We start from the raw sequence: 14,319 nt of genomic DNA on the forward strand, positions 1-14,319 counted from the left end.
TGTGGAGATTTTATGAGCGACGCCCTGCAACTGATACTCGAGGACACTGACGGCACCCAGCTGGAAACTTCCTGCACACGGTTTGCCGTGGTCTGGCAGGGTAAGGAAATCTGGATTCAGCAGGTCGGTAATGGCCAACTGATGATTGGTGTGGACGTGGAGGAGGGCGACACCGAGTACGCCAACCTGCTGCTGCGTCCGTTGGCCACCAATCTGGTCAGCCTGGAGCTGGAAATGGAAGCGGCTGATCTGACTGACGAAGACGGCCACGTGCATGGCCCAGACTGCAACCACTGAGAACCTGTTTACGGTCTGCTGCGCGTCAGCCCTGCTGCGTTAAAAGCAGGCTCGGAATGCTCATTTACAGCTCGTAAACTTCGCTTCTTCGCCTGATCTTGCCTTGTATGGCTCTAGCTCGCGAGGTCGTAAACACGTTCAGAGGAAACGCCCATGCTTGCCCTCGGTAAACTGCTTGAACTGACCCTGGCTGGCCACGAACCGGCAGCGAAGATTCAGCTGACCCCCGAGGGCACGCGTTTGCGTTGGCTGGCCGAAGGCGCGTTGGAAATAACGCCGCCGGTGGCCAGCGACAATGGCCTGGATCTGCTGCTGTCTGCCGGTCTCCATGGCAATGAAACCGCGCCGATTGAATTGCTTGACCGCCTGCTGCAAGGCATTGCCCGCAGCCAGTTGAAGCCTCGCGCGCGGATTCTCTTTCTGTTCGGTAACCCCGCCGCCATGCGCAGCGGTGAGCGCTATATCGAGCAGGACATCAACCGCCTGTTCAACGGCCGCCACGATCAGCACACCGGTGCTGAAGCGTTGCGTGCTTGCGATTTGGAACATATGGCTGCAGCCTTCTTCAGCAAGCCGGAGCGCACCCGTCTGCATTACGACCTGCACACGGCGATTCGCGGGTCAAAAATCGAGCAGTTCGCCCTCTACCCGTTTCAGGAAGGCCGCCCACGCAGTCAGCGCGAACTGGCGCGCCTGAGCGCTGCCGGGATTGAGGCGGTGCTGTTGCACAATAAAAGCTCGATTACCTTCAGCGCCTACACCTATACCCAGCTTGGGGCGGAAGCCTTCACCCTGGAACTGGGTAAGGCGCGGCCGTTTGGGCAGAACGAGTTGGTTAACCTCGATCTGCTTGAACAGCATCTGCGGGCCCTGATCGAAGGCCGCGAGCCCGAAGGTGTCACTGATGATCTGGGCGAGCTGAAGTTATTTGCCGTAGCGCGCGAAGTGATCAAGCACAGCGACGCCTTCAAACTGCACTTGCCGGCCGACATCGAGAACTTCAGCGAACTGCCGCAGGGCTACTTGCTGGCCGAGGATCTGGCCGATACCCGCTGGGTGGTAGATGAGCCGGGTGCACGCATCATCTTCCCCAACCCCAAGGTCAAGAACGGACTGCGCGCCGGCATCCTGATCGTTCCCGCCGAAGACGTGCAGTTGGCCTGAGTTAACTCGGCTGGCTCGTAATCTGTCCTGCGGTTTATCGCCTGATCTGTACCTTGTTTGCCTTGTGGGCGCGCTTTAGCATCGGGCTTTAGCCTCATTTAAGGACTGCCCGCCATGCCCGTTATCGACCTGCGCAGCGACACCGTCACCCAGCCGACTCCAGGTATGCGCGAGGCCATGCAAGCCGCCGCGCTGGGCGATGACGTGTATGGCGAAGACCCTACGGTCAATCACCTGGAGCAGTATCTGGCGGCTGAGCTGGGCTTCGAGGCGGCGCTGTTCGTGCCCACTGGCACCATGAGTAATTTGCTCGGATTGATGGCCCATTGCGCGCGCGGTGACGAATACATCGTCGGCCAGCAGGCGCATACCTATAAGTACGAAGGTGGCGGCGCGGCGGTGCTCGGTTCGATCCAGCCGCAGCCGATTGACGGCGAAGCGGATGGCTCGTTGGATTTGGCCAAGGTCGAAGCCGCCATCAAGCAGGATGACTTCCACTTCGCCCGTACCCGCTTGCTGGCACTGGAAAACACCATGCAGGGCAAGGTGCTGCCGCAGGCCTATCTGCAGGCGGCGCGCGAGCTGACCAAACGGCGCGGGCTGGCCCTGCACCTGGATGGCGCGCGGTTGTACAACGCGGCGGTCAAGTTGGGCGTGCCAGCGCGTGACATCACGCAGTACTTCGATTCAGTGTCGGTGTGCTTGTCCAAAGGTCTCGGCGCGCCGATTGGCTCTGTGCTGTGCGGCTCAGCCGAGCTGATCGGCAAGGCGCGACGGCTGCGCAAGATGGTCGGCGGTGGTATGCGTCAGGCCGGTATGCTCGCAGCCGCCGGTTTGTATGCCTTGCAACATCAGGTGGCGCGCCTGGCCGAGGATCACGCCAACGCCGAGCGATTGGCTGCCGGCTTGCGCGAGCTGGGTTATGCAGTGGAGCCGGTGCAGACCAATATGGTCTACGCCCAGGTCGGCGAGCAGGCTGGCGCGCTGAAGGCCTTCTGCGCCGCGCGCGGGATCAAACTCACCGCCGCACCACGGCTGCGCATGGTCACTCACCTGGATATTGCTGCGGCGGATATCGATCAGGTGGTCGCAGCCTTCGCCGAATTTCGCCGGAATTGATTGTCTTGGGGCGATGAATAGTCGCCCTCTATCAATAAAGGCACTAGCCCCCTAGCGCAGGCCCGATATAATGCGGCCCTTTGCCGGCTTTGTCGTGGCCGCTGGTTTTTGGAAGATTCCTATGAAAAGCGCAGAAATCCGTGAAGCCTTCCTCAGCTTCTTCGAACAGAAGGGACACACCCGTGTCGCCTCCAGCTCCCTGATTCCGGGCAATGACCCGACCCTGCTGTTCACCAACGCAGGGATGAACCAGTTCAAGGATTGCTTCCTCGGCCTGGAAAAGCGCGCCTACACCCGCGCCGCCACCAGCCAGAAGTGCGTGCGTGCCGGCGGCAAGCACAACGACCTGGAAAACGTCGGTTACACCGCACGTCACCACACCTTCTTCGAAATGCTCGGCAACTTCAGCTTTGGCGACTATTTCAAGCGCGACGCCATTCACTTCGCCTGGGAGTTCCTCACTGGCGAAAACTGGCTGAACCTGCCCAAGGAAAAACTCTGGGTCACCGTCTACGCCACCGACGATGAAGCCTTTGATATCTGGAACAAGGAAATCGGCGTTCCGGTCGAGCGCATGATCCGCATCGGCGACAACAAAGGTGCGCCGTACGCGTCCGACAACTTCTGGACCATGGGCGACACAGGCCCGTGCGGCCCGTGCACCGAGATTTTCTTCGATCACGGCGATCACATCTGGGGCGGTCCACCCGGCAGCCCGGAAGAGGACGGTGATCGCTACATCGAAATCTGGAACAACGTGTTCATGCAGTTCAACCGTACTGCCGATGGCGTGCTGCACCCGCTGCCGGCACCGAGCGTGGACACCGGCATGGGCCTGGAGCGCATCAGCGCCGTGCTGCAACACGTCAATTCGAACTACGAGATTGACCTGTTCCAGAGCCTGCTGAACGCGGCGGCCAAGGCCATCGGTTGCGCCAACGAAGGCCAGGCGTCGCTGAAAGTGGTCGCTGACCATATCCGCTCGTGCGGCTTCCTGATCGCGGATGGCGTGACGCCGTCCAATGAGGGGCGTGGCTACGTGCTGCGCCGTATTATCCGTCGCGCCTGCCGTCACGGTAACAAACTGGGCGCCAAGGGCAGCTTCTTCTATCAGATCGTTGCCGCGCTGGTGGCCGAGATGGGCGATGCCTTCCCTGAGCTGAAACAGCAGCAGGCGCATATCGAGCGCGTGCTGAAAACCGAAGAAGAGCAGTTCGCCAAGACCCTGGAGCAGGGCTTGAAGATTCTTGAACAAGACTTGGCCGAGTTGAAAGGCACGGTGATTCCGGGTGAAGTGATCTTCAAGTTGTACGACACCTTCGGCTTCCCGATGGACCTCACCGGCGACATCGCCCGTGAGCGTGAGTTGACCCTGGATGAAGAAGGCTTCGAGCGCGAAATGGAAGAGCAGCGCAAGCGCGCCCGCTCTGCCAGCGCCTTCGGCATGGACTACAACAGCCTGGTCAAGGTTGATAGCGACACCGCGTTCCTTGGTTACCAGGGCACCAGTGGCAGCGGCAAGATCATTGCGCTGTTCAAGGCCGGTCAGGCCGTCGACAGTCTGAGTGAGGGCGAGGAGGGCGTTGTGGTCCTCGATCAGACGCCGTTCTATGCCGAATCCGGTGGTCAGGTCGGTGACTGCGGCTTTCTTGAAGGTGCAGGCGTGCGTTTCGATGTGCGCGATACCACCAAGGCTGGCGGCGCGTTCCTGCACCACGGGGTTGCGCTCAAAGGCGGCTTGAGTGTCGGCACCTCGGTCAAGGCCGAAGTCGACGCCAGCGTGCGTCAGGCCACTGCGCTCAATCACTCTGCGACTCACTTGCTGCACGCGGCCCTGCGTCAGGTGCTCGGTGAGCACGTGACCCAGAAGGGCTCGCTGGTCGACAGTCAGCGTCTGCGTTTTGATTTCAGCCACTTTGAGGCGATCACTCCAGCGCAGCTGAAAGAACTGGAGAGCATCGTCAACCGTGAAGTGCGCGGCAACAGCGAAGTTGAAACCCTGGAGACCGACATCGAAACGGCCAAGGCCAAAGGGGCCATGGCGCTGTTCGGTGAGAAGTACGGTGATCAGGTGCGCGTGCTGAGCATGGGCGGCGACTTCTCCGTTGAACTCTGCGGCGGTACCCACGCCAAGCGCACAGGCGATATCGGCGTGTTCAAAATCATCAGCGAAAGCGGTGTGGCGGCTGGCGTGCGCCGAATTGAAGCGGTCACCGGCGCAGCCGCTTTTGCCTACCTCAATGGTGCGGAAGAACAGCTGAAAGAAGCGGCGGCGCTGGTCAAGGGCAGCCGTGACAACCTGCTGGACAAGCTCGCCGGTGTGCTGGAGCGCAACCGTCAGCTGGAGAAAGAACTGGAGCAGCTCAAGGCCAAGGCCGCCAGCGCGGCGGGTAATGACCTGGCGGGTTCGGCTGTCGACGTCAAAGGCATCAAGGTGCTGACTGCGCGTCTCGACGGCCTGGATGGCAAGGCGCTGCTGGCGATGGTCGATCAGCTGAAGAACAAGCTCGGCAGCGCGGTGATCCTGCTCGGCGGCGTGCAGGAGGACAAGGTCGTGCTGGTGGCTGGTGTAACGCAGGATCTGACCGCCAAGCTGAAGGCCGGCGAGCTGATGAAGCAGGCTGCTGCTGCTGTCGGCGGCAAGGGCGGCGGTCGTCCGGACATGGCTCAAGGCGGTGGTGTCGATGCGGCTGCACTGGATGGTGCGTTGGCGCTGGCTGTTACTTTTGCTGAGCAAGGTCTGTAAGTAGCGGATTGCTTGAGTGTACAGAGCAAGGTCCGGCATACGCCCGGCGGGCCTTGGCAGGGTTTTGAGTTATCTGTTTAATGGGCGCCCTTCACGGGCTGAGGCGGCTTTGAAATGGCTTTGATCGTACAGAAATTTGGCGGCACCTCCGTCGGCACTGTTGAGCGTATTCAGCAGGTGGCCGCGAAGGTGAAGAAATTCCGCGAAAACGGCGATGATATTGTGGTTGTGGTTTCCGCCATGAGCGGTGAAACCAATCGCCTGATCGATCTGGCCAAACAGGTCAGTGATGGTCAGCCGGTACCGCGTGAACTTGACGTGATGGTCTCTACCGGCGAGCAGGTGACGATTGCCCTGCTGGCCATGGCGCTGATCAAGATTGGCGTGCCGGCGGTGTCCTATACCGGCAACCAGGTGCGCATCCTGACCGATAGTGCGCACAACAAGGCGCGCATCCTGCAGATCGATGACCAGAAACTGCGTGCCGACCTCAAGGCCGGTCGTGTGGTGGTGGTCGCCGGTTTCCAGGGTGTCGACGAGCACGGCAATATCACCACGCTGGGTCGTGGTGGTTCAGACACCACCGGTGTGGCGCTGGCTGCTGCGCTGAAGGCCGATGAGTGTCAGATCTACACCGACGTTGATGGTGTGTACACCACCGACCCGCGTGTAGTGCCGCAGGCTCAGCGCCTGGAAAAAATCACCTTCGAAGAGATGCTGGAAATGGCCAGCCTCGGCTCCAAGGTACTGCAGATTCGTTCGGTGGAATTCGCCGGCAAGTACAACGTCCCGCTGCGCGTGCTGCACAGCTTCCAAGAGGGGCCGGGCACCCTCATTACCCTTGATGAAGAGGCATCCATGGAACAGCCGATTATCTCCGGCATCGCTTTTAACCGCGACGAAGCCAAGCTGACTGTCCGTGGCGTACCGGACATCCCGGGCGTGGCGTTCAAGATCCTCGGCCCGATCAGTGCCGCGAACATCGAAGTCGACATGATCGTGCAGAACGTTTCGCACGATAACACCACCGATTTCACCTTCACCGTACACCGCAATGACTACACCGCGGCGTTCGAAGTGTTGGAAAACACCGCTCGCGAACTGGGTGCGCGCGAAGTGATTGGCGACACCAAGATCGCCAAGGTGTCCATTGTGGGTGTCGGCATGCGTTCCCACGCCGGCGTCGCCAGCCGCATGTTCGAAGCGCTGGCCAAGGAAAATATCAATATCCAGATGATCTCGACCTCGGAAATCAAAGTCTCCGTGGTAATCGAGGAGAAATATCTGGAGTTGGCGGTGCGCGCCCTGCACACTGCTTTTGAACTGGATGCCCCGGCCCGTCAGGGCGACTGAGGCATTATCCGAAAGGCGCGGTTTATCCCGCGCCTTTTGTCTTTTTGGTTGGCATGAGCAGGAACTTTCTTTCTGCTCACACTGGTCAATACTTGGGTGAAGGCTCTGCTTGAGATATTCGGGGCTGCCACCATTTTCTTTTTTGCAGACTGCTGCTGTATTGAACTGATATCCGTAAGGAGAAAGGAATGCTGATTCTGACTCGCCGGGTCGGAGAGACCCTGATGGTGGGTGACGAAGTCACTGTCACCGTGTTGGGCGTTAAAGGTAATCAGGTGCGCATAGGCGTTAACGCGCCTAAAGAAGTCGCTGTGCACCGTGAGGAAATTTACCAGCGCATCCAGAAAGAGAAGGGTGAGGAACCAAGCCACTAATTTTATTGAAATTTTGGCTTTGCAAACGGGGAAAACATGGTTATCATGCGCCCCGTGTTGCGGAGAGGTGGCCGAGTGGCCGAAGGCGCTCCCCTGCTAAGGGAGTACACCTCAAAAGGGTGTCGGGGGTTCGAATCCCCCCTTCTCCGCCATATTTAGTGTTGTAGGTAGTGTTGCGTTAAAGCGATAAGTTATTGAAACTATTCGATTTAATGCTTGATTATGAAAATCGACTCCTTATAATGCGCACGCTATACGGACTCATAGCTCAGCTGGATAGAGTACTCGGCTACGAACCGAGCGGTCGGAGGTTCGAATCCTCCTGAGTCCGCCATATACGAAACATCTGCACTGCGGATGATTCGGGCAACCAGTGGTGATCTGGTATAAAAAACGCCAAATGGACTCATAGCTCAGCTGGATAGAGTACTCGGCTACGAACCGAGCGGTCGGAGGTTCGAATCCTCCTGAGTCCGCCACACAAGAAGGGCCTGCAGTGATGCAGGCCCTTTTTTATTGCCCAGGTTTTTACCGGGCTATTTGTCAGGTTGTGTGACGCGGTGATGAGTGTGTTTTCCGGCCATGTGCTCTGCAGGCTTCAGCGTTTGGTTTTGCCTTTGACGCAGCCGGCTTCATCGAAACTGACATTGCGCTTGTTCCCTTTCTTGCCCTGATAGACATAACGCGTCTGACCGTTGTGTTCGCTGACCTTGTCGGGTCTGCCCAGGCTGCTTTCCACATCGGCGCGACTCATGCCCGTGCGGATCTGCTGTTTGATGATCGCGGCGCGGCGCTCACTGCTGCTTAGTTGGTTGCCGCAAGCGTCCTCCTTGACGCCGACCACCGCCAGCTCCTGCTTATCGGTCTTCTTGCTGTTGTGGTTGCTTTTTTGTGGTTTGGCCAGTGGCACCGGTTTGCCGCTGCCGGGTGTGGGGTTATAAGCCTGCTGCAGGCTTTGCTGGTGGCTAGCAGGGCAACCCTGGCGGGTGAAAGTGATATGCCCCTTGGCATCTTCGCAGCGGTATACAGTTGAGCCGAGCGTGCTCAATGGGCAAAGCAGAATGGCGCAGCAAGCTGCGTAATGCAGTCCTCGCATCGTACGTCCTCCATGACGGTTCAGTTCAGAAGGGTAGCCGATACCTTTGTGATCGCCAGGCGTGCCTTGTGCAATGTGCGGCTCGTCGCAGCTACAGATATGTACACGCGTACTCAAGTTTGTCTTGCAAGCGCTTGTTCTAGGATTGTTTTTGTCACATGCAAAGCGCTTTGGCGGTGGTATCATTTGCGTGTCAGCCCCGCCGGGGCTTGTGGAAAACCACCATGGACTTACCCAGTAGTTACTCTGAATCTCGATTGTGCAATCACGTGTTGACTGATTGACCCTCTGTGGCGTGCGCTGCCGCTGGGGGTGGAGCATGCCATGACTGAAGTAGAAGCAAAAAAACCGCAAGAAAGTCTGCAGGTCCGCCTGGCTCAGGTGGTCGAACTGTTGCATCGCCACAAAGTGGTGGAAGACCTGACTCATCGTCAGGAAGGCTTACACCACGACCGGGTGGAAAACCTGGTGCACCGGCAAAATCTCGCCGAATTGCAGCGCAAGCTTGATGAGCTGCACTCCGCTGACGTTGCTCATATTCTCGAAGCCTTGCCCTTGGGCGATCGCCTGACTGTCTGGCAGTTGGTCAAGGTTGAGCGCGACGGCGACATTCTTCTTGAAGTGTCCGATGCGGTGCGCGAAACCCTGCTCGCCGACATGGATGACCATGAAATTCTCGCGGCGGCCAAGGAAATGGACGCCGACGAGCTGGCTGACCTGGCCTCCGAGCTGCCGCGTGATGTTGTCCATGAGCTGATGGAAACCCTCGACGCCCAGCAGCGTGAGCGTGTGCGTTCGGCGCTGTCCTACGATGACGATCAGGTCGGCGCACTAATGGACTTCGAGATGGTCACCATCCGGGAGGATGTCAGCCTGGAAGTGGTGCTGCGCTACCTGCGTCGTCTCAAGGAGCTGCCGGGGCATACCGACAAGCTGTTCGTAGTTGATTACGACGGGGTGCTCAAGGGTGTGCTGCCGGTCAAGCGGCTGCTGGTCAATGATCCGGACAAGCTGGTCAGTGAAGTCATGGCCACTGATCCGGTGAGTTTCCATCCAGACGAAGACGCCTATGATGCGGCGCAGGCATTCGAACGCTATGACCTGATTTCCTCTCCCGTGGTGGACAAGAACGGCAAGTTGATCGGCCGTCTGACCATTGACGAGATGGTCGACCTGATTCGTGAGGAAAGCGAAAGCGAAGTCCTCAATATGGCCGGTCTGCGCGAGGAGGAAGACATTTTCGCCTCGGTGTGGAAATCCCTACGCAACCGCTGGGCCTGGCTGGCCATCAACCTGGTTACAGCCTTTATGGCGTCGCGGGTGATTGGTCTGTTTGAAGGCTCTATTGAGAAGCTGGTGGCGCTGGCGGCGCTGATGCCGATTGTTGCGGGCATTGGCGGTAACTCCGGTAACCAGACCATCACCATGATCGTTCGCGCCATGGCGCTGGATCAGGTCAGTACTGGCAATACCGGACGTCTGATTCGCAAGGAGCTGGGTGTGGGGCTGATCAACGGCTTGATCTGGGGTGGGGTGATCGGTGTTGTGGCATTTCTGTTGTATGACAGCTGGTCGCTGGGGGTGGTGATGACTGCTGCGATGACCCTCAACCTGTTGTTGGCGGCGTTGATGGGGGTGCTGATTCCCATGACGCTGGTGCGTATGGGGCGGGATCCGGCCATGGGTGCCAGTGTGATGATCACGGCGGTCACCGACAGCGGCGGCTTCTTTATCTTCCTGGGGCTGGCCAGTTTGTTTCTGCTCTGATTCGATCACTGGCTGGAGTGGTGCATTCTTGATAGCAATGTTCCATCCAGCCAGGCAGGTTTGCTTCACGCGCCCATATCAGGCTAAGGCTCGTCACCTTTGTTCGACTATGGTTTCCAGAGCGCCCCTTTTCTAATAATTAAATCAGCATCATCCGATGCTGATAATGGAGCCCATATCACTCTCAGTGAACTCCTGTTCGGGGGTGTCGAGTTCATGCTGTTCGGTATGGGTTTTGTGTTTCTCTTCTTAGTGCTGCTGGTCTTGATGACCCGCGTGATGTCGTGGGTTATTGCGCAGTTTGCTGTGCCGACGCCAGTTGTGCAGTCTTCGTCACCGTTGGCCAGGCTGTTCGATGGCGCTGAAGCTGTTACCAGCCTATATGCTTGATACCGGAATGGAAAAGCTGGCTGCTGAGCTCGAAGGTATTGCCAAAGAGAGGGGCATCAAGCTCGCTGCCGATGAAATCGACGATGTTCTTACCTACGCCCTGTTCCCGCAGATCGGCCTGGAATTTCTGTAAAACCGTGGTAATCCGGCGGTGCTCGAGCCGGTGCCGGCAGGCAAGGAAGTGCCCGCTCGTGAGGCCAGCAAGCCTGAGGTCTACACCGTTGAAGTGGTTGGCAGGTCCTATGTGGTGCAAGTCAACGACGACATCGAAGGGTTCAAGGCTGTTGGTGGCGGTACCAATAGGCTGCTGCGGTGGCCGCAGGGGTATTACTCAGCTTTGTCGGTTGATAGGAATAGCCAATAAAAAACCGCCCTAGAGGCGGTTTTTTATTGGCTTGCCGTTCTGGGTGTGACCTCTCTGAGGTGTACCACAGCCGGAATAGGGCGAATGCCGTTTTAGTTGCAGTAAAAAACCGGCCTAAGCCGGTTTTTTACTGTACAGCGCATCAGGCGTCTTCTTCGTTGGCCATCTCTGCGTCGTGAGCAATCAATGCCACCAGGGCATTTTGCTGGCGCCGCGACAGCTGGCGGAAACGTTGCAGCAACTCGCGTTCATGCAGCGACAGCTCGGGGCTGTCCAGGCGCATGTTGAGTTCGTCACCCAGTGTGCTTTCCTGGAGCATGCTCTGCTCAAGGCGAGCAATGATCTCCGAATTCATGCTGCGGTGATGGTTACGTGCGACATCCGCAATACGTTCGCGCATGCCATCAGGCAGACGAACTACGAACTTGTCAGCGGTACGGCTGGAATAGAGTGCTGGTTTCATAGGGCGCGTACATTAAACCGGTTAGTTCAGGAAAGCGATACTGGCAATGGGCTATAGGATTGTCACCGGTTTGACCATCTTTAGCACTAACCGTTCAGCCAGAAAGCCATTTGAATCGCGAAGTGACTTGTCAGTCTATGAGTCGTTATTTTGGCGTCAATAACGTGCCGTAATTTTGCGTCGAGTAAAGGCGTTTTGCCAGCACCGGCTATCAGAAATGCGCTGCACCCTGCAAAAAACACACGCTAATTTTTTTGCAGGAAAAGCTTCAAGCAATGGTCACTCAAGTGTCACGGCTCATTAATCGCTCTGACACAGGATTTGCCTACCTTGGTCTACACCAGAAAGCGGCTTACGGTCGCGGTGTAAACGCTAATAAAAAGGAGGCATTCGATGAGCGCGGTGATCCGGGTTGAAAACCTGAATAAGACGTTCGGTCGCAAGCAGGCGCTGTTCGATCTGGCGCTGTCCGTCGAGCCCGGTGAAATGGTGGCGCTGATCGGAGCCTCGGGTTCTGGTAAGTCGACCTTACTGCGTCATGTTGCCGGCCTGGCCTGTTGCGACCGTGCAGGTGGCGGCAGCATCCAAGTGTTGGGGCGTGAGGTACAGGCCGCCGGCCGGCTGAATGGCGAAGTCCGTCGTTTGCGCGCCGATATTGGCTACATCTTCCAGCAGTTCAATCTGGTCGGCCGCCTCAGCGTGCTGCAGAACGTGCTGCTCGGCTGTTTAGGGCGTATGCCGCGCTGGCGCGGCAGTTTCGGTTTGTTCAATGCCGAAGAGAAACAGCGTGCGCTGCAGGCGCTGGCCCGCGTTGGGCTGGCTGACCTGGCGCAGCAGCGCGCCTCAACCTTGTCCGGTGGTCAGCAGCAGCGTGTAGCGATTGCCCGCGCTCTGTGTCAGCGCGCCAAGGTAATTCTGGCCGATGAGCCGATTGCCTCGCTGGACCCTGAGTCCGCGCGCAAGGTCATGCAGATTCTGGCCGACATCAACCGTGAAGACGGCACTACGGTGGTGGTCACCCTGCATCAGGTTGATTACGCCATGCGCTACTGCCAGCGCGCCGTGGCGTTGAAGGCGGGGCGTATTCATTACGACGGTGCCGCCGGCGAGTTGCATGCCAACTTCCTTAACGATCTGTACGGGGCAGAGTTGATCGCCGAGTCGCAAGTCGCTGAAAAGTCGAAGCGTTCGCGCAAGGCCAAAGCCCCACTGACTCTGGCTAAAGCCTGAGTGCTTCCTGTTTCTCCAACCCCTGTATGTCCATCTGCACTAGGAGTGCTTTGCATGTTCAAACGTATCAGTCGCGTTCTCGCCGCGTCCACGCTGCTGGCTGGTTCGGTTCTGGGCGCCGCCCAGGCCGCTGAGCAGGAAATCAATTTCGGCATCATCTCTACCGAGTCTTCGCAGAACCTGAAAAGCATGTGGGACCCCTTCCTGGCCGACATGGGCAAGCAAACCGGGTTGAAGATCAATGCTTTCTTCGCGCCTGACTACGCGGGGATCATTCAGGGTATGCGCTTCGACAAGGTTGATGTGGCCTGGTATGGCAACAAGGCCGCAATGGAAGCGGTTGACCGCGCCGGTGGGCAGATCTTCGCCCAGACCGTTGCTGCCAATGGTACCCAGGGCTATTACAGCCTGATGGTGGCGCACAAGGACAGCGCGATCAACTCGATCGAAGACATGCTGAAAAACGCCAAGACCCTGACTTTCGCCAACGGCGACCCGAACTCCACCTCGGGTTACCTGGTACCGGGCTACTACGTGTTCGCGCAGAACAATGCCGACGCCAACAAGATCTTCAAGCGTGCTCTCAACGGCAGCCATGAAGTCAACGCCCTGTCGGTAGCCAACAAGCAGGTCGATGTCGGCACCTTCAACAGCGAAGGCATGGAGCGTCTGCAAGTGACTGCCCCTGACAAAGCTGCCCAGCTGAAAGTGATCTGGACCTCGCCGCTGATCCCGTCCGACCCAATGGTATGGCGCAAGAACCTGGATGACGCGAGTAAGAACAAGCTGCGTGAATTCTTCATGACCTACGGTGATGAGCCGGCCGAGCAGAAAGTCCTGGTCGGTCTGCAGTGGGCCAAGTTCAAGGCGTCTGATGACGATCAACTGCTGCCGATTCGTCAGCTGGAACTGTTCAAAAAGCGCACCGAAGTGGCTAACAACGACAAGCTCAAGGAAGCCGACAAGCAGGCTCAACTCAAGGAGTTGGATGCCGAGTTGGCCAAGCTGGAAAAACGCATGGCTGAAATCGCCAAGCAAAGCCCTGCCAGCGCTGGTTAATCGCAGTGCTCGACCCGCCGTCTACGGCGGGTCGTTTTCTTCTGCCGCCTGATTCGAGATGTTGTTATGACCACTTTGACCACCGCTCCCGCGCCTGACCTGATTGCCAAGCGTTCCTGGCTGCAACTGATCGGCTGGGGGTTGTTCTTTGTTGTGTTGGCCTGGTCCTGGCAGGGCGCGGAGATGAATCCGCTGGCGCTGATCCGCGACTCCAGCAACATGGCGACTTTTGCTGCGGACTTTTTTCCGCCTGATTTCAGCAACTGGGAGCTGTACCTCAAGGAGATGATTGTCACCGTGCAGATCGCCCTGTGGGGCACGGTGTTGGCGATTGTCTGCGCGATCCCGCTGGGCATTCTCTGCTCGGAAAACATTGTCCCGTGGTGGGTCTACCAGCCGATTCGCCGGGTGATGGACGCCTGCCGTTCGATCAATGAAATGGTCTTCGCCATGCTCTTCGTGGTGGCGGTTGGCCTGGGGCCATTCGCCGGTGTATTGGCGCTGTTTATCGGCACCACCGGGGTGTTGGCCAAACTGTTTGCCGAGGCCGTTGAGGCCATCGATCCGGGCCCGGTTGAAGGCGTGCGCGCCACCGGCGCCAGCGCGTTGCAGGAAGTTATCTACGGGGTGATTCCGCAAGTGCTGCCGCTGTGGATTTCCTATTCGCTGTACCGCTTCGAATCCAACGTGCGCTCGGCCACGGTGGTCGGCATGGTCGGTGCCGGCGGCATCGGGGTGATGCTTTGGGAAGCGATTCGCGGCTTCCAGTTCGGTCAGACCTGCGCCCTGCTGATCGTGATCATCGTGGTGGTCAGCCTGCTGGACATCATTTCGCAGCGCCTGCGCAAACAATTCATCTGACGGAGAGCGGGCATCTGCGGATGCCCTTTATTAGCC

At 58.2% G+C, this 14,319-nt stretch carries 13 protein-coding genes, 3 tRNA genes and 1 pseudogene; 15 read left to right on the forward strand and 2 right to left on the reverse strand.

The annotated features are described in order from the left end of the window. The first annotated feature begins 12 nt into the window (after positions 1-12). The 9 genes from DBR00_RS16015 (at position 13) to DBR00_RS16055 (ending at position 7,532) form a co-directional block, all read left to right on the forward strand. The gene (locus DBR00_RS16015; protein WP_108488114.1) at positions 13-297 is read left to right on the forward strand and encodes a topoisomerase II; all 285 of its coding nucleotides are present in this window, start codon (positions 13-15) and stop codon (positions 295-297) included. Positions 298-450: 153 nt separating this feature from the next. Next, positions 451-1,461 (forward strand): succinylglutamate desuccinylase, encoded by a 1,011-nt coding sequence (astE, locus tag DBR00_RS16020; protein ID WP_108488113.1) that lies wholly within the window; start codon positions 451-453, stop codon positions 1,459-1,461. Between the two features lie 114 nt (positions 1,462-1,575). Continuing rightward, positions 1,576-2,580, forward strand: a complete 1,005-nt coding sequence (gene ltaE / locus DBR00_RS16025; RefSeq protein WP_108488112.1) for a low-specificity L-threonine aldolase — start codon at positions 1,576-1,578, stop codon at positions 2,578-2,580. Between the two features lie 121 nt (positions 2,581-2,701). Continuing rightward, complete coding sequence (alaS, locus tag DBR00_RS16030; RefSeq protein WP_108488111.1) at positions 2,702-5,326, forward strand: alanine--tRNA ligase; 2,625 nt, start codon at positions 2,702-2,704, stop codon at positions 5,324-5,326. A 114-nt stretch (positions 5,327-5,440) separates the two neighbouring features. Beyond that, positions 5,441-6,679: an aspartate kinase gene (locus DBR00_RS16035; protein ID WP_108488110.1), complete on the forward strand. Its 1,239-nt coding sequence runs from the start codon at positions 5,441-5,443 to the stop codon at positions 6,677-6,679. A 188-nt stretch (positions 6,680-6,867) separates the two neighbouring features. After that, on the forward strand, positions 6,868-7,053 hold the full coding sequence (gene csrA, locus DBR00_RS16040) for a carbon storage regulator CsrA (RefSeq protein WP_025165378.1): 186 nt from the start codon (positions 6,868-6,870) through the stop codon (positions 7,051-7,053). 61 nt (positions 7,054-7,114) lie between these two features. Next, positions 7,115-7,205, forward strand: a tRNA-Ser gene (locus tag DBR00_RS16045). A gap of 105 nt (positions 7,206-7,310) precedes the next feature. Then, positions 7,311-7,387 (forward strand) — tRNA-Arg (locus DBR00_RS16050). Between the two features lie 68 nt (positions 7,388-7,455). After that, positions 7,456-7,532, forward strand: a tRNA-Arg gene (locus DBR00_RS16055). Between the two features lie 119 nt (positions 7,533-7,651). On the opposite strand, the gene DBR00_RS16060 is transcribed toward DBR00_RS16055, so the two are convergent. Continuing rightward, positions 7,652-8,149, reverse strand: coding sequence for a DUF4124 domain-containing protein (locus DBR00_RS16060; protein ID WP_108488109.1), 498 nt, complete (start codon positions 8,147-8,149; stop codon positions 7,652-7,654). Between the two features lie 324 nt (positions 8,150-8,473). On the opposite strand from DBR00_RS16060, the gene mgtE reads away from it, so the two are divergent. From mgtE to DBR00_RS21150, 3 genes and pseudogenes are all read left to right on the forward strand, one after another. After that, entirely contained in the window at positions 8,474-9,916 is a 1,443-nt protein-coding gene (gene mgtE / locus DBR00_RS16065) for a magnesium transporter (RefSeq protein WP_108488108.1), read from the forward strand. A gap of 99 nt (positions 9,917-10,015) precedes the next feature. Beyond that, positions 10,016-10,306 (forward strand): OadG family transporter subunit, encoded by a 291-nt coding sequence (locus tag DBR00_RS21525; protein WP_371920670.1) that lies wholly within the window; start codon positions 10,016-10,018, stop codon positions 10,304-10,306. A 4-nt stretch (positions 10,307-10,310) separates the two neighbouring features. Next, positions 10,311-10,598: pseudogene (locus DBR00_RS21150) on the forward strand (oxaloacetate decarboxylase); the annotation flags it as partial. A 214-nt stretch (positions 10,599-10,812) separates the two neighbouring features. Here DBR00_RS21150 and DBR00_RS16080 read toward each other — a convergent pair. Next, positions 10,813-11,133: an Arc family DNA-binding protein gene (locus tag DBR00_RS16080; protein WP_108488106.1), complete on the reverse strand. Its 321-nt coding sequence runs from the start codon at positions 11,131-11,133 to the stop codon at positions 10,813-10,815. Positions 11,134-11,526: 393 nt separating this feature from the next. Between DBR00_RS16080 and phnC the strand changes: the two genes are divergently transcribed. The 3 genes from phnC (at position 11,527) to phnE (ending at position 14,283) form a co-directional block, all read left to right on the forward strand. Further along, on the forward strand, positions 11,527-12,363 hold the full coding sequence (gene phnC, locus DBR00_RS16085; protein ID WP_108488105.1) for a phosphonate ABC transporter ATP-binding protein: 837 nt from the start codon (positions 11,527-11,529) through the stop codon (positions 12,361-12,363). A 54-nt stretch (positions 12,364-12,417) separates the two neighbouring features. Then, the gene (gene phnD, locus DBR00_RS16090; RefSeq protein ID WP_108488104.1) at positions 12,418-13,422 is read left to right on the forward strand and encodes a phosphonate ABC transporter substrate-binding protein; all 1,005 of its coding nucleotides are present in this window, start codon (positions 12,418-12,420) and stop codon (positions 13,420-13,422) included. A 66-nt stretch (positions 13,423-13,488) separates the two neighbouring features. Further along, positions 13,489-14,283 (forward strand): phosphonate ABC transporter, permease protein PhnE, encoded by a 795-nt coding sequence (gene phnE / locus DBR00_RS16095; protein WP_108488103.1) that lies wholly within the window; start codon positions 13,489-13,491, stop codon positions 14,281-14,283. Positions 14,284-14,319: the final 36 nt, after the last annotated feature.

This window comes from Pseudomonas sp. HMWF032 (genome assembly GCF_003060885.1).
Classification (GTDB): Bacteria; Pseudomonadota; Gammaproteobacteria; order Pseudomonadales; family Pseudomonadaceae; genus Aquipseudomonas.